The organism is Streptomyces sp. NPDC033131 (assembly GCF_055578365.1).
Genome location: NZ_JBVIPA010000022.1, coordinates 25,776 through 49,657, shown reverse-complemented (window position 1 = coordinate 49,657; position 23,882 = coordinate 25,776). Strand labels below are relative to the sequence as shown.

Sequence of the window (23,882 nt, the reverse complement as noted above, 5' to 3'; positions counted from 1 at the left end):
CTCAGTCCTCCGGCGGTGCCGGCGGCACCACCGCGACCGGGCTTGCCGCGTGCAGCAGGACGGCCTGGGTGACCGAGCCCATCATCCGGGCGGGTGCCAGCAGGCGGCGGCGGTGGCGGCCGACGACGACCAGGTCGGCGTCCTTCGAGGCGGCGACGAGGTGACCGGCCGCGTCGCCCGGTGCCACGTACGGCTCGGCCAGGACGCCGGGATGGCGGGCGCTGTGCGGGGCGAGGAAGCCCTCGGCGAGGACGCGGGTCTCGTTCTCGACGGCGTCCTGGTCGATCATCACCGGGGCGAGTTCGCCGGGGACCGCCCAGTCCTGGACCGGCCACGGGAAGGCGGCGACGACCTGGAGGCGAGCGTGGCGCAGGGCGGCCTCGGTGAAGGCGAAGGCGAGCGTGGCCTCGTCGGGGCTGTCCACCTGGAGGCCGACGACCACACGGGGACCCGGCGCGGCCGGTGTGTTGCCGTGCACCTCTCGCCCGGGCCGGGGCACCACGACGACGGGGCACTCGGCGTCGCGGGCGGCGGCCATGCCGTTGGAGCCGAGGAGCAGGCCGGTGAAGCCGCCGCGGCCCCGCGAGCCGAGCACCAACAGCTGCGCGGTGGAGCCGAGTTCGGGCAGCAGCGCGCGGGGGGCGCCCTCCAGGACGAGGTACTCGACCGCCGGCGGAAGGTCCCGGCCCTCCAGACGGCCGCGCACCTGGTCGAGCACCGGGTCGTCGTCCGGGTCGGCCGGTCCGGCGGCCAGGACCTCGGGCCGGGCCCAGGCGGCGTACTGCCGCACATGGGCCACCCGCAGCGGTGCCTCGCGCCGGCGGGCGGCGTCGAGGGCGAAGTCCAGGGCACGCAGACCGTCGTCCGAACCGTCGACCGCCGCGACCACCGGCAGAGTGCCCATGTGTTCCTCACTTCCGGAGTACGACCTTCCGTTTCCTGCCGGTCAGCCTTGCCCAGGCGTCGGCGTCAGGAGAGCGCTGGAGGTCGCGTGTCCGGAAAAACGGTCGGAACACCGCCGGATCGGCCCGTCGGCTCAGGTCAGGTCGAACTCCCCTTCCCTCGCGCCCGACACGAACGCGCCCCACTCCGCGGGCGTGAAGATCAGGGAAGGGCTTTCGGGCCGGCCGCTGTTGCGCATCGCGATGAATCCCTCGACAAAGGCGATCTGGACATCCCCCAGGCCGCGGCTGCTGGAGTGCCAGTCGGCGGTGCTGAGGTCCAGCTCGGGCTTGTCCCAGCCCATGAGCGGCTGCTGCTGGATGGTGGTCTCGGCCACGTCCGTGCTCCTCCCGATTGCGTCGTCCGCGGCCAGCCTAGCGATCGGTCCCGGACGCCGACAGGCCACGTGAGGGGGACCTTTCAGGAGGCGGGTGGCTCGGACCCCACGAGCCACATGGAGAAGAACTGCGATCCGCCGCCGTAGGCGTGCCCGAGCACCCGCCGCGCGCCCTCCACCTGGTGTTCCCCGGCCAGCCCGCGGACCTGGAGCGCGGCCTCCGCGAAGCGGATCATGCCGGAGGCGCCGATGGGATTGGTCGACAGGACGCCGCCGGACATGTCGACGGGCAGGTCCCCGTCCAGTTCGGTGACCCCGGACTCGGTGAGCTTCCAGCCCTCGCCCTCGTCGGCGAAGCCGAGGTTCTCCAGCCACATGGGCTCGTACCAGGAGAACGGCACGTACATCTCGACGGCGTCGATCTCCCGGCGCGGGTCGGTGATCGCGGCCTGCCGGTACACGTCGGCCGCGCAGTCCTTGCCGGCCTGCGGCGAGACGAAGTCCTTGCCGGCGAAGAGGGTGGGTTCGCTGCGCATCGCGCCGCCGTGCATCCAGGCGGGCGGCCGGGGCGAGCGGGCGGCTCCCGCGCGGTCGGTGAGGACCATGGCGCAGGCGCCGTCGGAGGAGGGGCAGGTCTCCGAGTAGCGGATCGGGTCCCAGAGCATGGGCGCGGCCTGGACCTTCTCCAGGGTGATGTCGTGCTCGTGCAGGTGGGCGTACGGGTTCTTGAGCGCGTTGCGCCGGTTCTTGTACGCGACGAGGGAGCCGACCGTGTCGGGCGCGCCGCTGCGTCGCATGTACGCGCGTACGTGCGGGGCGAAGAACCCGCCGGCCCCGGCCAGCAGTGGCTGCTGGAAGGGGACGGGCAGGGACAGCCCCCACATGGCGTTGGACTCGGACTGCTTCTCGAAGGCGAGGGTGAGCACGGTGGCGTGGACCCGGGCGGCGACCAGGTTCGCGGCGACGAGCGCCGTCGACCCGCCGACCGAGCCCGCGGTGTGCACCCGCAGCATGGGCTTGCCCACAGCACCCAGCGCGTCGGCCAGGTACAGCTCCGGCATCATCACGCCCTCGAAGAAGTCGGGCGCCTTGCCGATGACGACGGCGTCGATGTCCGCCCAGTCCAGCTCGGCGTCGTCCAGGGCCCTGCGGGCCGCCTCCCGCACGAGTCCGGCGATGGACACGTCCCGGCGTGCCGCCACGTGCTTGGTCTGGCCGACGCCTACGACGGCCACGGGCTCCTTGCTCATCGCGGATCCCCTTCGAGTACGGCGACCAGATTCTGTTGGAGGCAGGGGCCGGAGGTGGCGTGGGCGAGGGCCCGGTCGGACGCGCCGCGGTGGATGCGGGCGGCGGCCTCGCCGATGCGGATGAGCCCGGCGGCCATGACCGGGTTGGCGGCGAGCGCGCCGCCGGAGGGGTTGATCCTCACGTCGTCGTCCAGCCCGAGCGCCTTGCGCAGGACGACCTCCTGCGAGCTGAAGGGTGCGTGCAACTCGGCGGTGTCGACGGGCCGTTCGAAGGCGCCGGCCTTCTCGGCGGCCAGCCGGGCGGAGGGCGAGTCGGTCAGGTCGCGGACGCCGAGGCCGTGTGCCTCGATGCGGTGGTCGATGCCGCGGATCCAGGCGGGCCGGGGGCACAGTTCCCTGGCCCGGTCCCCCGCCGCGAGGACGACGGCCGCGGCCCCGTCGCCGACGGGCGGGCAGTCGCCGGTGCGCAGGGGCCGGACGACGTAGTCCCGCCGCGAGGCCGTGCCGGGCGGGGCGTTGCGGCTGCGGTCCGCCACGGCGGCGAGCGCGGGCTCGTCGGTCTCGCCCGCGTCGATGAGTGCCTGTGCCTGGAGGGCGGCGAGGGCGACGGAGTCGGGCCACAGGGGTGCCACGTAGTACGGGTCGAGCTGGCGGGTCAGGACGTCGCGGACCGACCCGGGTGAGGACTTGCCGTAGGAGTACACGAGTGCGGTGTCGGCGTCGCCGGTCAGCAGCTTGGTCCACGCCTCGTACAGCGCCCACGCGCCGTCCATCTCGACGTGGGACTCGGAGATCGGCGGCCAGGCGCCCACCCCGTCGAGGGCGAGCGTGAAGGAGAAGGCCCGGCCGGCGAGGTAGTCGCAGGAGCCGGAGCAGGTGAAGTCGATGTCCGCGGTCTTCAGGCCGGTCTGGTCGAGCACGTCGTGCAGGACGGGCATGAGCATCTCCACTTCGGAGAGCTCGTCGGCGCTGCGCAGGTGGCCGGTGTGCGCGAAGGCGACGACGGCGACCTCCCTGAGGGGCGGCATCTACACCAGCTCCTTGTACGTCTCGTAGTCCGCGTCGGGCTCGCCGGTCGGCCGGTAGTGGTCGGGGTGTCCGCCGCCTGCACTCCACACGGGTTCGACGCGCAGGCCCATGCGCACCCGGTCGTAGGGGATGCCCGCGATGCGGCCGTGCAGGGCGAGGTCGGCGCCGTCGAGGGCGATGTGCGCGTAGACGTACGGGACCTCGATGTCGAGGTTCTTCGCCTTGATGTTGACGATGCAGAAGGTGGTGACCGTGCCGCGCGGACCCACCTCGACCTGTTCCGACGTGGCCACGCCACAGGTGGGGCACGCGCCCCTCGGCGGGACGTACACCTTGCGGCAGGACGGGCAGCGCTCGCCGACGACCCGCTGTTCGGCGAGGGCGTGGAGGTACGCGGACTGGGCGCGGCCGGGCGAGTAGGTGTAGTCGAGGCGGGCCGGGGCGACGATGCCGGTGACCGGGTCCTCGAACTCCCCGGTGTGGCCCGCCGGCCCGGCGCGGTCGCCGTCGTAGGGCTCGAAGCAGGCGATGTCCGTGATGGCGCCCACGCGTTCGCCGGCCCAGCGGACACGGACGCGCATGCCGGTGTGGACGGCGTCGGGGCCCGGGACGTCGAGGGCGTGCAGGAGGGCGGTGTCGGCGCCGTCGAGGCGGATCAGGGCCCAGGCGAAGGGAGTGGTCAGGGGCTGGCCGCGGCGGGGGGCGTGGTTCCAGGCCCAGGTGGTGACCGTGCCGGTGGGGGCCACCTCGACGAGGTCACGTATCTCCGCGGCGGTGACCGGGTCGTACTCGACGGGCGGAACGAGAACGCGGCCGTCGGCGGTCCTCACCCCGAGGACGACGCGTTCGCGCAGGCCGGTGAGGAAGGCGCTCTGGACGGGGCCCAGGGAGCGGGTGAAGGGGAACTCGACGACGAGCGGCGCTTTGAGGACTTCGGGCATCTGGGGTGTCTCCTTCTGCGGGAGGGCGGACGCGCCGGTACGCGAGGTCAGGCGCGCTTGTACTCGGGCGGTCGTTTCTCCGCGAAGGCGCGGGCGCCCTCCTTGGCGTCGGCCGTGTCGAAGACGGGCCAGCCACGTTCGAGTTCGGCGGCGAGTCCGTCGGCCTCGGTCATCTCGGCGGTCTCGTACACGGATGCCTTGACGGCCTCGACGGCGAGCGGACCGCAGGCGTTGATCTGTTCGGCGATCTCCAGGGCCTTGTCGAGTGCCGTGCCGTCGGGGACCACATGGCCGATCAGACCGATGCCGGCGGCCTCGCGGGCGGTGTAGGGGCGGCCGGTGAGCAGCATCTCCAGGGCGTGGGTGCGCGGGATCTGGCGTTGCAGCCGGACGGTGGAACCGCCGATCGGGAAGAGCCCGCGCTTGACCTCGAACAGCCCGAAGGTCGCCGACTCGCCCGCGACCCGGATGTCGGTGCCCTGGAGGATCTCGGTGCCACCGGCGACGCAGTACCCCTCGACGGCGGCGATCACCGGCTTGCGGGGGCGGTGGTGTCGCAGCATCGCCTTCCAGTGCAGGTCCGGGTCGGCCTTGAGGCGGTCCCGGTGCTGCTCGCCCTCCATGCCCTGCCCGGCGAGGGCCTTGAGGTCCATGCCGGCGCAGAACGCGCCGCCCGCCCCGGTCAGCACGATCGAGCGCACCGCGTCGTCCTCGTCGGCCTCGGTCCAGCCGTCGTACAGGCCGACGAGCATGGACAGCGAGAGCGCGTTTTTGGCGTCGGGCCTGTTGAGCGTGAGCACCAGTGTGGCGCCGTGGCGCCGCACGGTGAGGTGTTCGGTCCCACCCATTGCCCATCTCCCCTCTGAAAGAACGAGAACAGGTTGCAGGAGGCGCCTGGGCACTTCAAGGGTTTTCTGACACACAGTCAGATTTATTCGGCGCGGACTCTTCACAGTTGCGGCCCCCTTTGCTCAGATGACCGGCGAACCGTCGTAGAGCCAGGGCCCGTCCGAGGTCAGGAGGAGCGGTGGAGTACAACCTTGCCGACCTGTTCGAGTCGGTCGTCGACGTGGTCCCGGACCGCGAGGCGCTCGTGTACATCGACCACCCCGGTACGGGCGCGGAGCGCCGGCTGACGTACGCGGAACTGGACGCCGCCGCCAACCGGATGGGCCACCACCTGGCCGACAGCGGGGTACGGCCCGGTGAGCACGTGGGCCTGCACCTCTACAACGGCGTCGAGTACCTCCAGGCCGTGCTCGGCTGCCTGAAGGCACGGATCGTTCCGGTCAACGTCAACTACCGTTATGTGGAGGACGAGCTGGTCTACCTGTACCGGGACGCCGACCTGGTGGGGCTGGTCTTCGACGCGGAGTTCACCGACCGGGTCGCGGCGACGCTGCCGCACACGGACGCGCTGCGGCATCTGGTGCGGGTCGGGACGCCGGCACCGGGGGCGGCCGAGGTGGCCGCCGTGGATTTCGCGACGGCGGAAGCCTCCGGCTCCCCGGAGCGCGGGTTCCCCACCCGCTCGGGCGACGACCAGTTCATCATCTACACCGGTGGCACCACCGGCATGCCCAAGGGCGTGATGTGGCGCCAGGAGGACCTGTTCTTCTCGGGGCTCGGGGGCGGCGCACCGACCGGCGAGCCGGTGACGAAGCCGCAGGAGCTGGCCGGGCGGGTCGCGGCCGGCGGATCGGGGATCACCTTCTTCCCCGCTCCCCCGCTGATGCACGGCACGTCCACCCTGACGGCGTTCATCGGCTTCAACTTCGGCCAACGGGTGGTGCTGCACCGCAAGTTCGCGCCCGAGGAGGTACTGCGGACGATCGAGAGGGAGAAGGTCACCAGCATGTCGCTGGTGGGTGACGCGATGCTGCGACCGTTGATCGACGCGCTCGAAGGCCCCATGAAGGGCATCGACATGTCGTCGATGTTCAGCGTGTCGTCGTCGGGGGCGATCATGTCGGACACGGTGCGCAGGCAGTTCCAGGCGCTCGTCCCGAACGTGATGCTGCTGAACAACTTCGGCTCCTCCGAGTCCGGTTTCAACGGCACGGCGACGGAGGACTCCGGCCCCGAACGCGGCTTCCGTGTCCGCGTCAACTCCCGTACTCAGGTGGTGGATCCGGCCACCCGCGAACCGGTCGCCGTCGGCGAGGTGGGCCGGGTCGCGCAGTGCGGGCACGTGCCGCTCGGCTACTACAACGACCCTCGCAAGAGTGCCGAGACCTTCTTCGAGAAGGACGGCGAGCGGTGGGTGCTGCTCGGCGACATGGCCACCGTCGACGAGGAGGGCGTGGTCACCGTCCTCGGACGCGGCTCGCAGTGCATCAACACGGGCGGCGAGAAGGTGTACCCGGAGGAGGTCGAGCAGGCGCTCAAGTCCCATCCGGACGTCTACGACGCGCTGGTGGCCGGGGTTCCGGACGCGAAGTGGGGCCACCATGTGGCAGCCGTGGTGCAGGTGCGGGAAGGGGCGGTACGGCCGTCCCTGGAGGAGATCCAGGCGCACTGCCGTTCCCGGCTCGCCGGTTACAAGATCCCGCGCCGGCTGGTGGTCGCGCAGACACTCCGCCGGTCACCCAGCGGCAAGGCGGACTACCGGTGGGCCCGGGAGGTGGCGACGTCGGCGGAAGGATCAATTCCGGGGCCGTCGGCTTGAACCGCAGGCGCCGTGCGGACGTACTGGGAGATGGCAGGCTGGGCCTTCGAGCCCTGATTGCCATGCCCTCGCACGACCGCACGGAAGGACCTCCGGGTGTCACTCTTCACTCGCTCTCGTCAACTGCCGGGTACCGCTGGGGGCGAGGCGGATACGGGTGACGGAGGGGCCGCGGGGGAAGAGGCGGCCGAGGACGTCGTGAAGGAGACCCGGTCGTCCGAGAACGGCGAGGCACCGGAGCACGAGGAGTCCGCCGGCGATCCCCGGCCCGTCGTCCCCTCCCCCGGCTGGTTCGGCTGGCGACGCCGCTACCCCCGCGCGTCGCGTGGCGTGTCCGTGGGGACGAGCGTGCTGGCCGGAGTGCTGGTGGGGCTCGCGCTGCTCCTGCCCAATCGCCTCGACCGGACCACTTACTTCTCGTTCCTCCGCCTCCCCGTCGAGGCGATCCTTCTGGCGGTCGTCCTGCTCGCACTGCCGCCCAAACCCCGTCGGTTCGTGGCGATCGGCTCAGGCCTGTTCCTCGGCCTGTTCACCGTCCTCAAACTCACCGACATGGGCTTCTACCAGTTCCTGGCCCGGCCGTTCGACCTCGTCTTCGACTGGATCCTGTTGAACGACGCGACGGACTTCCTCAGGGAGTCGTTCGGGCGATCGGGCCAGGTGCTCGTGGTGACCGGGGTGATCGTCCTCCTCGTCGCCGTGCTCACGCTGAGCACGTGGGCGGTGATCCGGCTGGCGACCGTCGTCGACCGACACCGCACCGTGGCGGTCCCCACCACCCTCGTCCTCGGCACCGCGTGGGTCGCCTGCTTCACCCTCGGCGTGCAGTCCGGCGGATCCCCCTTCGCCAGCAAGGGCAACTCCGAGGTCCTCGCCAACCGTGTGGAGTACGTCCGCAACGGCCTCGGGGATGCCAAGGTCTTCCAGAAGCAGGCCGCTGCCGACGCCTTCGCCGACACCCCGCCCGACCAGTTGCTGACCGGACTGCGCGGCAAGGACGTCCTGTTCACCTTCGTCGAGAGCTACGGCCGGGTCGCGCTCGACGACCCGGCGATGGCGCCCGAGATGGACGCGACCCTCGCGGAGGGCACGAGCCGGCTCGAGGCGTCCGGTTTCGACTCGCGCAGCGGCTGGCTGAGGTCGCCCGTGGCGGGGGCCGGCAGCTGGCTCGCCCACTCGACCTTCCTGTCCGGTCTGTGGATCAAGAACCAGCAGCGGTACCTGAGCCTGACCACCGGCGACCGCGCGACGCTCACCAGCTACTTCCAGAAGACCGGCGCCTGGCGCACGGTTGGCATCGTCCCCGGCGTACGGAAGAACTGGCCCGAGGGCGAGTACTTCGGCCTCGACCACATCTACGACTCCACGCACCTCGGCTACCAGGGTCCCTACTTCAGCTGGTCGCCGGTGCCGGACCAGTTCAGCATGGAGGCCTTCCAGCGCCTGGAGCACGGCAAGAAGAACCGCGACCCGATCATGGCGGAGATCATCCTGGCCTCCAGCCACAACCCCTGGTCGCCGATCCCCCGCACCATCGACTGGGACGACCTCGGTGACGGCACGGTCTTCAACCAGATCAAGAAGGAGGGCACCAATCCGACGGAGGTCTGGAAGAGCCGGGAGCGCGTGCGTACCGAGTACCGCAAGTCCGTGCAGTACTCCGTGGACAGCCTCACCCAGTGGCTCGAGCGCTACGGCGACGAGAACACGGTCCTCGTCTTCCTCGGCGACCACCAGCCGGTTCCGACCGTCACCGGGGGCAGCGCGAACAGGGACGTGCCGATCACGATCGTCGCCAAGGACCCGAAGGTACTCGACCGGATCTCCGACTGGGGCTGGACGGACGGCCTCAAGCCCGCCGAGAACGCGCCGCAGTGGGGCATGGACAAGTTCCGCGACCGCTTCATGACGGCGTACGCGAAGTAGGGCCGGTCCGGCGTCCGTCCCGGGTCACCCGTCTCACCGCGGCGCGGACGGAGCGGGGCCGTCTCCGTCCAGGAACGCGAGGACCCGCCGTACGAACCACTCGGGGTCGTCCAGCCAGGGGTAGTGGCCGGCGCCCGGCTGGACCGTGAACTCGGCGTTCGGGTAGGCGTCGACGGCACGGCGGGCGAGGCCGGGGCACGGGCCGCCGTCGAGTTCGCCCGCCAGGACGAGGACGGGTGCGGTCAGCCGGGCCAGGGCGGCCCGGGTCGCGGGCGGGTCGTAGGCGCCCGCGGAGCCGTACACGTCGGCGGCCTGGTCGTTGCACTCCTCGACGCCGCGCGCCTCGTGCTCCTGCGCGGCGTCGTCCCAGCGCCCGTGGAAGAAGGGCGCGAACACCGGGTCGAAGTCACCCGTTCCCGCCACCCAGGCCGCGAACGCCTCGAACGCCTCCTCGAACCACGGCTCGCCCTGCCGCAGCCGGGCCGCCGCCAACCGGTCCTCGGCCGTCGCCGGCATGCCCAGCGCCCAGGGCGTGGCGGTGACGAGCAGCAGCCGGCCCACCCGCTCCGGGTACCGGGCGGCGTACAGCGTGGCCAGGCTGCCGCCCGCCGAGTGCCCGAGCACGTCCATGCGCTCCAGCCCCAGGTGGCGCCGCAACGCCTCCACGTCGTCCACGAGCCGGTCGCAGCGGTAGGTGGCCGGATCCGCCGGCACGGCCGAGTCGCCGGTGCCGCGCAGGTCGAGCAGCACCAGCCGGCGGTGGGCGCCGAGCCCGCCCAGGTCGTCGAGGTAGGAGGAGGCCCGCATCGGACCACCGGGCAGCACGACGAGCGGATCGCCGTCGCCTCGGAGGTGGTGGGCGAGCCGGGTCCCGTCAGGTGCGGTGAAGGTGGGCATGGCGCCCCATTATGCGGACCCGGCACACCGAGAAGATCGCCGCCGTCCCCTTGCCCGCATCCGGCCGCCTGGATCACCGATCCCGAACACCACGGGAGGGTTCCGCGGGGTCGGGATCCACCGGAAAGTGGAGCCGCGCCCCCGCTGGGCCCTGTCGTCGAGGTCAGGCACCCGCGAACCGGTCCCGCAGCTCACGCTTGAGGATCTTCCCGCTCGCGTTGCGCGGAAGCTCGTCCACGAACACCACCCGCTTCGGTGCCTTGAAGTGGGGAAGCTTCTCGCGGGCGTGGGCGATGAGGTCCTCCTCCGTGACCTCGCCGCGCCGGACGACGACCGCCGTGACGGCCTCGATCCACCGTTCGTCGGGCAGGCCGACCACGGCGACCTCGGCGACGGCGTCGTGCGTGTACAGGGCGTCCTCGACCTGGCGGGAAGCGACCAGTACGCCACCGGAGTTGATGACGTCCTTCACGCGGTCGACGATCGTGAAGTAGCCGTGGGCGTCACGCACCGCGAGGTCGCCGGAGCGGAACCAGCCGTCGCGGAAGGCGGCGGCCGTCTCCTCGGGCTTGTCCCAGTAGCCCTCGCACAGCTGCGGGGAGCGGTAGACGATCTCGCCGGGCGTGCCGTCGGGCACGTCCTTGCCGTCCTCGTCGACCACGCGGGCGTCCACGAAGAGGACGGGCCGGCCGCAGGAGTCCATGCGGCCCTTGTGCTCGCCGGGCGCGAGGACGGTGGCCAGGGGGCCGATCTCGCTCTGCCCGAAGCAGTTGTAGAAGGCGAGTTTCGGCAGGCGTTCACGCAGCCGCTCCAGCACGGGCACCGGCATGATCGACGCGCCGTAGTACGCCTTGCGCAGACCGCTCAGGTCACGAGCCGGGAAGTCCGCACGGTTCGTCAGGCCGATCCACACCGTGGGCGGGGCGAAGAGGCTGTCCGCGCGGCCGGTCTCGATCAGTTCGAAGAGGCGGTCGCCGTCCGGCGCGTCGAGGATGACGTTGGTCGCGCCGACCGCGAGATACGGCATCAGGAACACGTGCATCTGCGCCGAGTGGTACAGCGGCAGCGAGTGCACCGGCCGGTCCCCCGCGCTGAGGTCGAGCGCGGTGATCGCGCTCAGGTACTCGTGCACCAGGGCGCGGTGCGTCATCATCGCGCCCTTCGGCAGGGCCGTCGTCCCGGAGGTGTACAGCAGCTGCACCAGGTCCTCGCTGCGCGCTTCGGGACCGTCGTACGCGGGTGTGGTGGCCAGCCGCGCCAGCAGGGAGTCCTCGGCGTCGCGCAGGGGCAGCGTGCGGACTCCGGCGGGGAGCCGTGCGGCCAGATCCGGGTCGGTGAGGACCAGGGAGCTGCCGGACTGACCGACGAGGTACGCGAGGTCGTCGCCGGTGAGGTTCTGGTTGACGGGCACGTGCACGAGGCCGGCGCGGGCGCAGGCGAGGAAGCCGATCAGATAGGCGTCGGAGTTGTGGCCGTAGGCGCCGACCCGGTCACCGGGGTCCAGGCCCTGGCCGAGCAGGAGGCTCGCCGCGCGGGACACCGCCTCGTCGAGTTCCTCGTAGGTCCAGGAGCGGTCGCCGTACTCCACCGCGATCCGTGCCGGGGTGCGTCGGGCGCTGCGTCGCAGCACTCCGTCAACCGTGCTGCCGTGTCCGGGCGTCATGACACATGATCCTCGGTCCGCGGAAGAAGGAGGTCAAGGACCGGAGCCGAAGGCCACGTCCGTACGGGGCTCAGGAGACCTACCAGCCAGTACGCTCAACCATCCCTTCCCTCAACGACGTTGGGAGGCACGATGCGCACCCGCCTCAGACGAACCGCAGTAGCGGCCGTCGCCCTGCTCACCGCCGCCACCGCACTGCCCCAGGCCGTCGCACAGAGCCGGGAACGACAGGAACACCTCTCCCACGGCGGGCTGTCCGCCGTCGTCCGCTACACCGAGTACGGCATTCCGCACATCCTTGCGAAGGACTACGCGAACCTCGGCTTCGGCACCGGGTGGGCGCAGGCCGCCGACCACGTGTGCACGCTCGCCGACGGTTTCGTGACCGTACGCGGCGAACGCTCCCGCTTCTTCGGGTCCGACGCGACACCCGATGTCTCGCTCTCCTCGGCCACGAAGAACCTCTCCAGCGACCTGTACTTCCGCGGGGTGCGGGAGGCGGGCACGGTGGAGAAGCTGCTCGCCGAACCGGCGCCGCGCGGACCGAGCCGGCCGGCGAAGGACCTGATGCGGGGCTTCGCGGCGGGCTACAACGCCTGGCTGAAGCAGAACCGGATCACCGACCCGGCGTGCAAGGGGGCCGCCTGGGTGCGCCCGGTGACGGCCCTCGACGTGGCCGCGCGCGGGTTCGCGCTGGCCGTGCTCGGCGGTCAGGGCCGTGGCGTGGACGGCATCGCGGCGGCGCAGCCGCCGACGGCCACCACGACGACCGCACCCGGCATCCCGGACGCCCACGACACCGCCCGGGCCGCCCGCGAACTCCTCGCCGACACCGCTGACATGGGCTCCAACGCGGTCGCCTTCAGCGGCACCACGACAGCGAACGGCCGCGGGCTGCTGCTCGGCAACCCGCACTACCCGTGGCACGGCGGCCGGCGCTTCTGGCAGGCACAGCAGACCATCCCCGGCGAGCTCAACGTCTCCGGCGGCTCGCTGCTCGGCTCGGCGACGGTGTCCATGGGGCACAACGCGCATGTGGCGTGGAGCCACACCGTCGCGACGGGCGTCCCCCTGAACCTCCACCAGCTGACCCTTGATCCGGCCGACCCCACCACGTACCTCGTGGACGGCACACCGGAGCGGATGACGAAGCGCACCGTCACCGTGGCGGTCAAGGACGGCACGGCGGTGACGCGGACCCAGTGGTGGACGCGGTACGGCCCTCTCGTCGCCTCGCTCGGTGCCTCGCTGCCGCTGCCGTGGACGACCACGACGGCGTACGCGCTCAACGACCCCAACGCCACCAACCTGCGCGGCTTTGACACCGCCCTCGGCTTCAGCCGGGCCCGCGGCACCGGGGACATCCTCGGGTCCCTGGCGCGCACGCAGGGGCTGCCCTGGGTGAACACGGTCGCCGCCGACTCCGGCGGGCACACGCTGTTCACGCAGTCGCAGGTGCTCCCGCGGATCACCGACGAACTGGCCCAGCGCTGCTCCACCCCGCTCGGCAGGGTCACCTATCCCTCGTCGGGGCTCGCGGTCCTCGACGGCTCGCGCGGGGAGTGCGCACTCGGCAGCGACAAGGACGCCGTACAGCCGGGGATCTTCGGTCCGGCGAAGATGCCGGTCCTCGAGGGCGCCCCGTACGCGGTGAACTCCAACGACAGCGCCTGGCTGGCCAACGTCGACCGGCCGCTGACGGGCTACGAGCGGGTCTTCGGCACGATCGGCACCCCGCGTTCGATGCGGACCCGGGGCGCGGTCGAGGACGTGGCGGCGCTGGCCGGAAAGGGCCGCCTGACGGTACGGGACCTGCAGGCACTGCAGTTCGCCAACCGGGCGCCCGCGGGCGACCTCGCCGCGAGCGACGCGGCGAAGGCGTGCGCCGCGCTGCCGGGCGGCACCACGACGGGCGGTGACGGCAGGGCAGTCGACGTCTCCGAGGCGTGCGGAGTGCTCGCCGCGTGGGACCGGTCCACGGACACCGGCAGTCGGGGTGCGCTGCTCTTCGACCGGTTCTGGCGGAAGCTGACGGCCTCCGTGCCGGCCGGGCAGCTGTGGAAGGTGCCGTTCTCGGCGGCGGACCCGGTCCGCACACCGCACACGCTCAACACGGCCGCGCCGGGCTTCACCACCGCCCTCGCGGACGCGGTCACCGAGCTGCGGGCAGCGGGCATCGCGCTCGGCTCCCCGCTCTCGCGGCACCAGTTCGTCGTCCGGAACGACCGGCGCATCCCCGTTCCGGGCGGGACCGAGTCGCTGGGCGTGTGGAACAAGATCGAGCCGGTGTGGAACCCGGCGGGCGGCGGCTACACCGAGGTGACGACCGGCTCCAGCTACCTCCAGGCCGTGGGCTGGGACGGCAACCGGTGCCCGGTCGCCCGTACGCTGCTGACGTACTCCCAGTCCTCGAACCCGAACTCGCCGCACCACAGCGACCAGACCCGGTTGTTCTCCGGCGAGAAGTGGGTGACGTCCCGGTTCTGCGAGAGGGACATCCTGTCCTCGGCGGCGCTGAGGATCGTCTTCGTCCGCGAGCGCTGATCGTGTGGTCCCGCCCCTCCCAGGGGGCGGGACCGCACTCCCGGTTCAGGTGGTGACGCGGCCGAGCTTGTCCGGGTTGAGCACCACGTAGAGGGCGTCGATGCGGTCGTCCCGCACGTCGATCGTGACGACCTGGTCGATGCCGTCGACCGTGATCGCGAGGGTGGGCCGGCCGTTGACGTCCACGCGGCGCGGGGTGCCGAGGGGGTAGCGGGCCACCAGGTCGGCGGCGAAGGCGATGACCTGCTCGCGGCCCTCGACGGGCCACAGGGCCGCCCTGACCTTGCCGCCCCCGTCACTCCAGGCGACCGCGTCCTCGGTCAGCAGCGCCGTCAGCCGGGCCTGGTCCCTGCTCTGCGCGGCCTCCAGGAACCGCGCCAGGAGCTTGGCGTGGTCGTCGTCGGACAGCGTGAACCGGTCGCGTCCGGCGGCGAGCCGGCGGCTTGCGCGCAGGTACATCTGGCGGCAGTTCGTCTCGGTGGCGTCGAGGATGCGGGCGATTTCGCCGTACGGGAGTTCGAAGGCCTCGTGCAGCACGAAAGCCGCTCGGTCCGGGGGTGACAGACGCTCCATCAGGTGGACGGTGGCGTAGGCGACGGTGTTCCGCAGCGCGGCCGTACCCAGCGGGCCGAGCGAGCCGGTGGCCACCGGCTCGGGCAGCCAGGGCCCGGTGTACGCCTCGCGGGTCACCTTGGCGGACTTGAGCCGGTCGACGGCGAGCCTCGTGAGGACGGTGACGAGGTAGGTCCGGGGACCGCGGACCTGGGCCTGGTCGGTGCCGGTCCACCGCAGGTGGGCGAGGTGGACGACGTCTTCGGCGTCCCCCATGCTGCCGAGCAGCCGGTAGGCGAGGCCGAGCAGCAGGGGGCGGTAGGTCTCGAACTGCTCGGTCGCCGGCTCGGGGGTTTCCAATTCCCATGTCCTTCCCAGACGTTCGCTGCGTTGGTCGCCGCCAGTGCGGGTGCCCCCAGTCAACTCCGCCGCGTCCCTGTCGCGCCACCCGGAGTGACCGAACGGCCGGTCGCCGCCGCAGATCGTGCCGGGTCCGTGGAGCCGGCACGTGAAGGTGAAGGCAGGTCAGACCGGTCGTGTACGGCCCTCCCAGTACGGATCCCGCAGACGCCGCTTGTACAGCTTGCCGTTGGGGTCGCGCGGCAGGTGAGCGATGAAGTCGACGCTCTTGGGCCGCTTGTACCCGGCGAGCTGTTCGGCGCAGTGGTCGAGGAGCGCGGCGGCGAGGGCGGGGCCCGGCGCGTGGCCGGGGGCCGGTTCGACGACGGCCTTGACCTCCTCGCCCCAGTCGTCGTGCGGGATGCCGAAGGCGGCGGCGTCGGCGACGGCGGGGTGGGAGAGCAGGGCGGACTCGATCTCGGCCGGGTAGATGTTGACCCCGCCCGAGATGATCATGTCGATCTTGCGGTCGCGGAGGAAGAGGTAGCCGTCCTCGTCGAGGACGCCGAGGTCGCCGACGGTGAAGAAGTCGCCGATGCGGTTCTTGCGGGTCTTGGCCTCGTCCTTGTGGTACGAGAAGCCGCCGGTGTTCATCTTCAGGTAGACCGTGCCGAGCTCGCCGGGCGGCAGCCGGTTGCCGTCGTCGTCGAAGACCGCGAGCTCGCTGATGGGCCAGGCCTTGCCGACGGTCCCGGGTTTCTTCAGCCAGTCCTCGGCGGTCGCGAAGGCTCCACCGCCCTCGCTGGCCGCGTAGTACTCCTCCACGCAGTGTCCCCACCAGTCGATCATGGCCCGTTTGACGTGGTCGGGGCAGGGGGCGGCGCCGTGGATGGCATGCCGCATGGACGAGACGTCGTAGCGTGCCCTGACGTCGTCCGGGAGGGCCAGCAGCCGGTGGAACTGGGTGGGGACCATGTGGGTATGGGTGCACCGGTGGGTGTCGATGAGGCGGAGCATCTCCTCGGGTGTCCACTTGTCCATCAGGACCAGGCGGTGGCCGATGTGCAGGGACGCGCCGGCGAACTGGAGCACGGCCGTGTGGTAGAGCGGCGAGCAGACGAGGTGCACGTTGTCGTCGAACGGCCGGATGCCGAAGATGCCGAGGAAGCCGCCGAGGTACGCCTCCTCGGGGAGCTTGCCCGGCAGGGGGCGCCGGATGCCGCGCGGGCGGCCGGTGGTGCCCGAGGTGTAGTTCATGACCCAGCCGAGGGTGCGGTCGGCGGGCGCCGACTCCGGCTGTCCGTCGAGGAGTTCGGTGTAGGGCCGGAAGCCCTCGACCGTGCCGACGGCGTACCGGTGGGTGGCCGGGAGGCCGGCCTCGTCGGCGGCGTGGCGGGCCGGCCCGGCGAACCGCTCGTGGGCGAGGAGCACCTTGGCGCCGGAGTCGGCGACGATCCAGGCGATCTCGGGGCCGACGAGGTGGTGGTTGACGGGAACGAGATAGAACCCGGCCTGGCTGGCGGCGAGGTACGCGGTGAGGAACTCGACGCCGTTGGGCAGGACGACGGCGAAGGCGTCACCCCGTTCGAGCCCGGCCGCGCGCAGTCCGTGCACCATCCGGTTGGTCTCGGCGTGCAGCCGTCCAGCGGTCCACTCCTCGCCGTCGGGCGCGACGAGGGCGGGGCGCCGGGGGTCGGCGGCGGCCTGGGCCCAGAATCCGTTGAGGGGCTGAGTCGTCACTCCTGGCTCCTTCCGGCGATCCGGTTGACGCGGTCGACGGCCTCCTCGAAGCCGCGGGTGAGGTCGTCGAAGACCTCCTGGACGCTGCGTTCGCTGTTCATCCGGCCGACGATCTGCCCGACGGGCGTCCCGAGCAGCGGCTCCACCTCGTACTTCTGGATCCGCGAGACCGCGTCGGCGACCAGCAGTCCCTGCAACGGCATGGGGAGCGTGCCGGGTCCGTCCGGGTCGTCCCAGGCGTCGGTCCACTCGGTACGCAGCTGCCGTGCGGGTTTCCCGGTCAGCGCCCGCGAGCGGACCGTGTCGCCGGACCCGGCCGCGAGGAGCTTGCGGGTCAGGGCGGGCGAGTGCATGTCGGCCTCGGTGGTGGTCAGCCACAGGGAGCCGAGCCACACACCCTGGGCGCCGAGGGCGAGCGCGGCGGCCACCTGCCGGCCGCTGCCGATGCCGCCGGCCGCGAGCACGGGCAACGGGCCGACGGCGTCGACGACTTCGGGCGTGAGCACCATCGAGGCGATCTCCCCGGTGTGGCCGCCCGCCTCGTAGCCCTGCGCGACGACGATGTCGATGCCCGCCTCCGCGTGCTTGCGGGCGTGCCGGGCGCTGCCCGCGAGGGCTGCGACGGGAACGCCCTGGGCGTGGGCGCGCTCGATGACGTCGGCGGGCGGCGATCCGAGCGCGTTGGCCAGCAGCCTGATCGGATAGTCGAAGGCGACGTCCAGCTGGTTGCGGGCGACCTGTTCCATCCAGCCGGTGATGCGCCAGCCCGAGGCCTCCCCTTCGGCCAGACCGGGTACGCCGTACTTGGTGAGGGTGTCCTTGACGTACTGGCGATGCCCCTCGGGGATCATCGCCTCCACGTCCGCCTCCGTGACGCCCTCGACCTTCTTGGCGGGCATGACGACGTCCAGCCCGTACGGCCTGCCGTCGACGTTGGCCTCGATCCAGTCGAGGTCGCGTTTGAGGTCGTCGGGGGCCGTGTAGCGGACCGCGCCGAGCACTCCGAAGCCGCCGGCCCGGCTGATGGCCGCGGCGACGGCGGGGAACGGCGTGAAGCCGAAGACGGCGTGCTCGACTCCCAGTGTCTTGCTCAGCTCCGTCTGCATGGGCGCAGGATGCCGCAGTCCTCCGGACGACGGAAGAGTATTTCTGATGCTCCGTCAGATTTTTGCGCACCCCCGCGGCCGTCCGGACGGACGGCCGCGCGAACGCCTGCGCGCCCGGTTGACACACCGCACACCTGACACAAAGGCTTCACAGCGCACGGCGATCCCGGACAGGTACTTTCAGGCAGCGGGAGGTCCACCCATGACGGAAGACGCCACGGGCAGAGCGACGGCCGGACACGGGCGGCCGGGGATGACCCGTCGTCAACTGGGCCGACGCACCCTCGCGCTGGGCGGCGCTCTCGCCCTCGCCCCCTTCCCCGCGGGCCCGGCGTCCGCCGCCCCGCGAACCGCGCACCCCACCCTGCGCCACGGCTCCCCCGAGCGCGCCGGTCTGCTCTCCACCCACCTGCGCCAACTCGTCACCGACGCCGAGACGTTCCTCGCCCCCTCCCCCGAACACCCCTGGTACGCGGGCGCCGTGCTGCTCGCCGGCCGCGGCTCCACCGTGGCCCTGCATCAGCCCGTCGGGATGGCGGTGCGCTACCAGGCGTACGACGAGAAGACCGACAGCGGCGTCGAGTTCCCGGCCGACCGGCAGATCCCCATGGCGCGGGACACCGTCTTCGACCTCGCCTCGGTGTCGAAGCTGTTCACGTCGATCCTCGCCGTGCAGCAGATCGAGCGGGGCGCGCTGGAGCTGGAGGGGAAGGTCGCCGGGTACCTCCCGGAGTTCGGCGGCGCGGGCAAGCAGGACGTCACCGTCCGCCAGCTCCTCACCCACACGTCGGGATTCCGCGCCTGGATCCCGCTGTACAACGCGCCGACGTACGAGGAGAAGCTCCAGCTCATCTGGAAGGAAGCGCCGCTCAACGCGCCCGGCTCCGCCTACCTCTACTCGGACCTGAACCTGATCTCGCTCCAGCTGGTACTGGAGAGGATCACAGGCCGCCCGCTGGACACACTCCTCCGCGACGAGGTCACCGCCCCGCTCGGCCTGCACCACACCCGCTACAACCCGCCCGCCGTCTGGAAGCCGAGGATCGCGGCCACGGAGGACGCCCGCAAGCCCTGGTCGGGACTGGAACGGGGACTCGTGTGGGGTGAGGTGCATGACGAGAACGCCTTCGGTCTCGGCGGCGTCGCCGGCCACGCGGGCGTGTTCTCCACCGCGTGGGACCTGGCCGTTCTGGGCCGGACGCTGCTCAACGGCGGCGCCTACGGCCGGACCCGCATCCTGCGGCCGGAGTCCGTGGAGCTGATGTTCACCGACTTCAACACCGCCTTCCCCGGTGACGAGCACGGCCTCGGCTTCGAGCTCTACCAGCACTGGTACATGGGCGCGCTGGCCACACCGCGCACGGCGGGACACACCGGCTTCACCGGCACCTCGCTGGTGCTCGACCCGACGACCGACTCCTTCCTCGTCGTCCTCGGCAACTCCGTCCACCCGGTGCGCAGTTGGCGGTCCGGCTCCGCTCCCCGGGTCGCCGCGGGAAACCACCTGGCCCGCGCCGTACGGGTCCGCCCCGCGTACGGACGTACCGCCTGGTTCTCCGGGATGGCGAGCAACACCACCGCCACCCTGGCGCTGCCCGCGCTCGACACGGCCTCGGGCGCCGCACGGCTGCGCTGCGCGCTGTGGTGGGACACCGAGCCGGCCGATGTGCTCGTCCTGGAGGCCACCACGGACGGCGGCACGACCTGGCAGCCCGTCCCGTTCACCACCACCCGCCACGGCGACGGGCAGCGGGAGCACCCGTCCGGAACGGTCGCCGGCTGGTCCGGGCGCGTCTGGTACCGGCTCGGGGCGGCCCTCCCGGCGGCCGGGCAACTGGGCCTGCGCTGGCGGTACACGACCGGCCGGCTGTACGTCGGCCGCGGCGCCTACGTCGACGGGCTGCGGGTCGAGACGGCCGACGGTGTCCTCTTCGACGCGGCACGTCCGGCGGACGCGGCACGGATCGACGCGAAGGGCTGGATTGCGTCCGCGGACTGACGGCTCTGACCGCGTCTTTTCCGTCACCGGCACGATGCCGCGGGCGACGGAGGCACCCGGGTCCGGGCGTCAGCCGTCGAGTTGCTCCAGCACGGCCATGGCGGCGTTGTGCCCCGGTACCCCGCTCACCCCTCCCCCGCGTACCGCGCCCGCCCCGCACAGCAGCACGTTCGCGTGCCGGGTCTCCACCCCCCAGCGGCCGGTGCCCTCCTGGGCGTAGGGCCAGGTCAGTTCGCGGTGGAAGATGTTGCCGCCGGGCAGCCTGAGGTCGCGCTCCAGGTCCAGGGGTGTCCTCGCCTCGATGCAGGGCCGTCCGTCGGCGTCGGTCGCCAGGCAGTCGGCCAGCGGCTCGGCGAGATGGGCGTCCAACTGCGCGAGAGTCGACTTCAGAAGCTCCTCGCGCACGGTGTCGTTGTCCCGGTCGAAGAGCCGGGCGGGTGTGTGCAGACCGAACAGCGTCAGTGTCTGGTAGCCCTGTTCGACGAGGTCCGGGCCGAGGATCGTCGGGTCGGTGAGTGAGTGGCAGTAGATCTCGGAGGGCGGGGCGGTGGGCAGTTCACCGGCGGCGGCCTGGGTGTGGGCGGTGGCCAGTTGCTCGTACCCCTCGGCGATGTGGAAGGTGCCGGAGAACGCCTCGTGGGGGTCGACGGAGCCGTCGCGCAGCCTCGGCAGCCGGGTGAGGAGCATGTTCACCTTGAGCTGGGCTCCCTCGGCGGGGGCGGGCGGCTCGTCGCCGGTGAGCACGGCCAGCTCCTGCGGGGAGGCGTTGACGAGGACGTGCCGAGCGGTCGCGACGGCCTCCCCGTCGGCGGTGCGATAGGTGATCTCGGCGGTACGTCCGTCCGTGTCGATGCGTACGGCCTCGTGCCCGGTGGCGAGGACCGCGCCCGCGTCACGAGCTGCCGTGGCGAGGGCGTCGGTGAGGGCGCCCATGCCGCCGACGGGTACGTCCCAGGCGCCCGTGCCGCCGCCGATCACGTGATAGAGGAAGCAGCGGTTCTGCGGGAGAGCGGGGTCGTGGGCGTCGGCGAAGGTCCCGATGAGGGCGTCGGTGAGGACCACGCCCCGCACCAGGTCGTCGCTGAAGCGGTCCTCGATCGCGGCCCCGATGGGCTCCTCGAAAAGGGTCCGCCAGGCTTCCTCGTCGTCGATGCGCTCGCGCAGTTCGTCACGGCCGGGCAGCGGCTCGGTGAGAGTCGGGAAGACCCGCTGGGCCACGTGGGCGGTCATGCCGTAGAAGCGCTGCCACGCCTGGTACTCGCGCTCCCCGCCGGTGAGCCGCGCGAACGCCTCCCGGGTGCGCCGCTCACCCCCGCCGACCAGGAGCCCGGTCGGCCGGCCGTCCCGCTCCACGGGGGTGTACGACGAGACGGTGCGGGTCCGGACGCGGAAGTCCAGGCCGAGGTCCCGCACGACCTTCTTCGGCAGCAGGCTGACCAGGTAGGAGTAGCGCGACAGCCGTGCGTCCACGCCGGCGAAGGGCCGCGTGGAGACGGCTGCGCCCCCCGTGTGGTCCAGCCGTTCCAGCACCAGCACGGACCGTCCGGCCCGGGCCAGGTAGGCGGCGGCGACGAGGCCGTTGTGGCCACCGCCGACGATGACGGCGTCGTACGTGCGGTGTCCGGGGTGTCCCTCGTGTGCAGGCATGGTTCTTGGTAACACGGGGTGATCCACATCGGCCAGAGATGGACCGCGTCGGAGTCAGCGGCCGCCCGACGCCCGCTGCTGCCGCAGCGCCGCCACCCTCCGGTACAGCTCGACCGCCTCCGCGCCCCGGCCGAGCTGTTCCAGGCAGTGGGCCTCGTCGTTGCGGCTGGCGAGGGTGTCGGGGTGGTCGGCGCCGAGGACACGCTCGCGGGCGTCGGCGACGCGCCGGTACTCGGTGAGCGCGTCCGGCCAGCGGCCGAGCCAGCCGAGGCCGACGGCGACCTCCCGGCGGCTGACCAGGGTGTCCGGGTGGTCGGGTCCGAGGACGCGCCCGCGGACGGCGCACACGTCGCGGGACTCGGCGAGGGCTTCCTCCCAGCGGCCGAGGCGGCCGAGGTTGACGCCGAGGCCGTGCCGGGCGCGGAGGGTTTCGGGGTGGGCGGCGCCGTGCACGCGGGTGCGGTCGTCGATGAGGTCGCGGTAGAGCTGAAGGGCTTCCGCGCTGCGGCCGAGGCGGCCGAGGCTGATGCCGATCTCGTAGCGGGCGGCGAGGGTGTCGGCGTGGTCGGGGCCGAGGGCCTGGGCGCGGGCCTCGGCGACCTCGCGGTAGGTCTGCAGAGCCTCCGGCCAGCGACCCAGCTGGCCGAGTGCGTAGGCGACCTCGTAGCGGGTGACCAGGGTGTCGGGGTGGTGCGCGCCGAGGACGCGGGCGCGGGCGGCCGCCACCTCGCAGGCCATGCGGTACGAGTCCTCCAGGCGCCCGAGTCTGCTGAGGTTGAAGGCCAGGTTGTGGCGGCAGCGCAGGGTGTCGGGGTGGTCGGCGCCCATGGCGCGCTCGCGGGCGGCGAGGACGGAGTTGTAGACCTGGTGTGCGTCGAAGTGGCGGCCCAACTGGCCGAGGACGTACGCCATCTCCTGGCGGGCGGCGAGGGTGTCGGGGTGGTCAGGGCCGAGCGCGATGCTTCTCGCCCGGGTGACGTGCTTGTACTCCCGCAGGGCGTCGGCGGCGCGGCCGGTGCGGCTGAGGGTGAAGGCGACCTCGTAGCGGCTGGCCAGGGTGTCGGGGTGGTCGGGGCCGAGCAGGTGTTCGCGTTCGGCGGCGACCGCGCGGTGCACCTCGCCGGCCTCGGCCCAGCGGCCCAGCCGCCCCAGACTGAGCCCGGCGTTGTGCCGTCCGGCGAGGGCGGTGACCGCTTCCGCGGAGGGGGTGGGCGGCGCGTCCGGTACGGGTTCCTCGGTCCGGCCCGTGAGGGAGCGCGGGATCCACTCGCCGGTGAGGCCCGCGTCGGCGTCCGGGGGTGTGGTGCGCAGGCCGGCGCCGGTGGCCTTGTGGCCGGTGGTCATGCCCCGCGTCCAGGACGGCAGGCGCACCTCGCGGGGCCGTGCGGGCTCGGGCGGGCGCAGGTCCGGTTGCGGGGTGACGACGGTCGGCACATAGGCCGGGGTGGACCGGCCCGCATCGATCCGGCGGCCCAGCTCCCTGGCGTCGTTCGGGCGTTGCCCCGGCTCCTTGGCCAGCAGGTCGAGGATGACCTGGTCCAGGTAGGCGGGCAGCTCGGAGCGGTGGCTGCGCGGCGGGCGGGGCGGCGTGTCACGGTGGCCGATGAGGATCGACCAGGCGTCGTCGAGGTCGAACGGCGGCGCCCCGGTGGCGATCTCGTACAGCACGCAGCCCAGCGAGTACAGGTCGCTGCGCTGGTCGACCTCTGAGCCGCCGATCTGCTCCGGCGACATGTAGTGCGGCGTGCCCATCGCGATGCCGGTGCCGGTCAGCCGTGAGGTGAAGCCGATGTCCGCGCCGAGCCGGGCGATCCCGAAGTCGCAGATCTTCACCGTGCCGTCGGTGAGCCGCACGATGTTCGCGGGTTTCAGGTCACGGTGCACGATGCCCTGCCGGTGCGTGTACGCGAGGGCGGCGGCGACCTGGTCGGCGATCTCGACGACGTCCGCCACGGGCAGCGGGTGCCGCTTGTTGTCCTCCAGGAGCTGGCTGAGGTTACGGCCCTCCAGGAGCTCCATGACGAGGTAGAGGACGCCGTCGTACTCGCCGAAGTCGTGGACGACGGTCACGCCCCGGTGCTGGAGGGCGGCCGCCACCCGGGCCTCGCGCCGGAACCGCTCTCTCAGGACCCGGGTGAAGGCCTGGTCGTGCTGTGCGCCCAGCGGCTTGAGGCACTTCACGGCGACATGCCGGCCCAGCGACTCGTCCCGCGCCCGCCAGACCTCGCCCATGCCACCGCGCCCGATCACCTCGAGCAACCGGTACCGGCCCTGGATAAGCCTGTCGTCCCCCATCTGCTGC

17 protein-coding genes are annotated in these 23,882 nt (G+C 72.1%); 4 read left to right on the top strand and 13 right to left on the bottom strand.

From position 1 onward, the window contains the following. Position 1: 1 nt before the first annotated feature. From ACZ5XS_RS26135 to ACZ5XS_RS26110, 6 genes are all read right to left on the bottom strand, one after another. Complete coding sequence (locus ACZ5XS_RS26135; protein ID WP_468655202.1) at positions 2–904, bottom strand: universal stress protein; 903 nt, start codon at positions 902–904, stop codon at positions 2–4. Between the two features lie 132 nt (positions 905–1,036). Next, on the bottom strand, positions 1,037–1,279 hold the full coding sequence (locus ACZ5XS_RS26130) for a DUF397 domain-containing protein (RefSeq protein ID WP_067444878.1): 243 nt from the start codon (positions 1,277–1,279) through the stop codon (positions 1,037–1,039). An 83-nt stretch (positions 1,280–1,362) separates the two neighbouring features. Then, on the bottom strand, positions 1,363–2,529 hold the full coding sequence (locus ACZ5XS_RS26125) for a thiolase domain-containing protein (protein ID WP_468655200.1): 1,167 nt from the start codon (positions 2,527–2,529) through the stop codon (positions 1,363–1,365). After that, positions 2,526–3,557 (bottom strand): thiolase domain-containing protein, encoded by a 1,032-nt coding sequence (locus tag ACZ5XS_RS26120; RefSeq protein WP_468655198.1) that lies wholly within the window; start codon positions 3,555–3,557, stop codon positions 2,526–2,528. Before ACZ5XS_RS26120 ends, ACZ5XS_RS26125 begins: the two co-directional genes overlap by 4 nt. After that, complete coding sequence (locus ACZ5XS_RS26115) at positions 3,558–4,499, bottom strand: Zn-ribbon domain-containing OB-fold protein (protein WP_468655196.1); 942 nt, start codon at positions 4,497–4,499, stop codon at positions 3,558–3,560. Between the two features lie 47 nt (positions 4,500–4,546). Then, the gene (locus ACZ5XS_RS26110) at positions 4,547–5,347 is read right to left on the bottom strand and encodes a crotonase/enoyl-CoA hydratase family protein (protein ID WP_468655194.1); all 801 of its coding nucleotides are present in this window, start codon (positions 5,345–5,347) and stop codon (positions 4,547–4,549) included. 179 nt (positions 5,348–5,526) lie between these two features. Here ACZ5XS_RS26110 and ACZ5XS_RS26105 point away from each other — a divergent pair, with 179 nt between their 5' ends. Further along, positions 5,527–7,167, top strand: a complete 1,641-nt coding sequence (locus ACZ5XS_RS26105) for an acyl-CoA synthetase (protein ID WP_468655192.1) — start codon at positions 5,527–5,529, stop codon at positions 7,165–7,167. A gap of 96 nt (positions 7,168–7,263) precedes the next feature. Next, complete coding sequence (locus tag ACZ5XS_RS26100) at positions 7,264–9,093, top strand: alkaline phosphatase family protein (RefSeq protein ID WP_468655190.1); 1,830 nt, start codon at positions 7,264–7,266, stop codon at positions 9,091–9,093. 33 nt (positions 9,094–9,126) lie between these two features. Here ACZ5XS_RS26100 and ACZ5XS_RS26095 read toward each other — a convergent pair whose 3' ends face one another. Together ACZ5XS_RS26095 and ACZ5XS_RS26090 are read right to left on the bottom strand one after the other, a co-directional pair. Continuing rightward, positions 9,127–9,990 carry an alpha/beta fold hydrolase gene (locus tag ACZ5XS_RS26095; RefSeq protein WP_468655188.1) on the bottom strand — a complete coding sequence of 288 codons (864 nt, stop codon included), beginning with the start codon at positions 9,988–9,990 and terminating at the stop codon, positions 9,127–9,129. 163 nt (positions 9,991–10,153) lie between these two features. Further along, positions 10,154–11,653 (bottom strand): acyl-CoA synthetase, encoded by a 1,500-nt coding sequence (locus tag ACZ5XS_RS26090; RefSeq protein WP_468655186.1) that lies wholly within the window; start codon positions 11,651–11,653, stop codon positions 10,154–10,156. A 132-nt stretch (positions 11,654–11,785) separates the two neighbouring features. Between ACZ5XS_RS26090 and ACZ5XS_RS26085 the strand changes: the two genes are divergently transcribed. Further along, on the top strand, positions 11,786–14,197 hold the full coding sequence (locus ACZ5XS_RS26085; RefSeq protein WP_468655184.1) for a penicillin acylase family protein: 2,412 nt from the start codon (positions 11,786–11,788) through the stop codon (positions 14,195–14,197). Positions 14,198–14,242: 45 nt separating this feature from the next. On the opposite strand, the gene sigJ is transcribed toward ACZ5XS_RS26085, so the two are convergent. From sigJ to ACZ5XS_RS26070, 3 genes are all read right to left on the bottom strand, one after another. Next, positions 14,243–15,109 carry an RNA polymerase sigma factor SigJ gene (gene sigJ, locus ACZ5XS_RS26080; protein ID WP_468655182.1) on the bottom strand — a complete coding sequence of 289 codons (867 nt, stop codon included), beginning with the start codon at positions 15,107–15,109 and terminating at the stop codon, positions 14,243–14,245. Between the two features lie 165 nt (positions 15,110–15,274). Continuing rightward, complete coding sequence (locus ACZ5XS_RS26075) at positions 15,275–16,828, bottom strand: acyl-CoA synthetase (RefSeq protein WP_468655180.1); 1,554 nt, start codon at positions 16,826–16,828, stop codon at positions 15,275–15,277. Further along, complete coding sequence (locus tag ACZ5XS_RS26070; RefSeq protein WP_468655178.1) at positions 16,825–17,934, bottom strand: NAD(P)H-dependent flavin oxidoreductase; 1,110 nt, start codon at positions 17,932–17,934, stop codon at positions 16,825–16,827. The genes ACZ5XS_RS26075 and ACZ5XS_RS26070 overlap by 4 nt, the downstream gene beginning before the upstream one ends. 202 nt (positions 17,935–18,136) lie before the next feature. Between ACZ5XS_RS26070 and ACZ5XS_RS26065 the strand changes: the two genes are divergently transcribed. After that, positions 18,137–19,933, top strand: a complete 1,797-nt coding sequence (locus tag ACZ5XS_RS26065; RefSeq protein ID WP_468655176.1) for a serine hydrolase domain-containing protein — start codon at positions 18,137–18,139, stop codon at positions 19,931–19,933. A gap of 69 nt (positions 19,934–20,002) precedes the next feature. On the opposite strand, the gene ACZ5XS_RS26060 is transcribed toward ACZ5XS_RS26065, so the two are convergent. Both ACZ5XS_RS26060 and ACZ5XS_RS26055 read right to left on the bottom strand, forming a co-directional pair. Then, positions 20,003–21,580 carry a phytoene desaturase family protein gene (locus ACZ5XS_RS26060; RefSeq protein ID WP_468655174.1) on the bottom strand — a complete coding sequence of 526 codons (1,578 nt, stop codon included), beginning with the start codon at positions 21,578–21,580 and terminating at the stop codon, positions 20,003–20,005. Between the two features lie 54 nt (positions 21,581–21,634). Further along, positions 21,635–23,875, bottom strand: coding sequence for a serine/threonine-protein kinase (locus tag ACZ5XS_RS26055; RefSeq protein WP_468655172.1), 2,241 nt, complete (start codon positions 23,873–23,875; stop codon positions 21,635–21,637). Between the last annotated feature and the right edge of the window lie 7 nt (positions 23,876–23,882).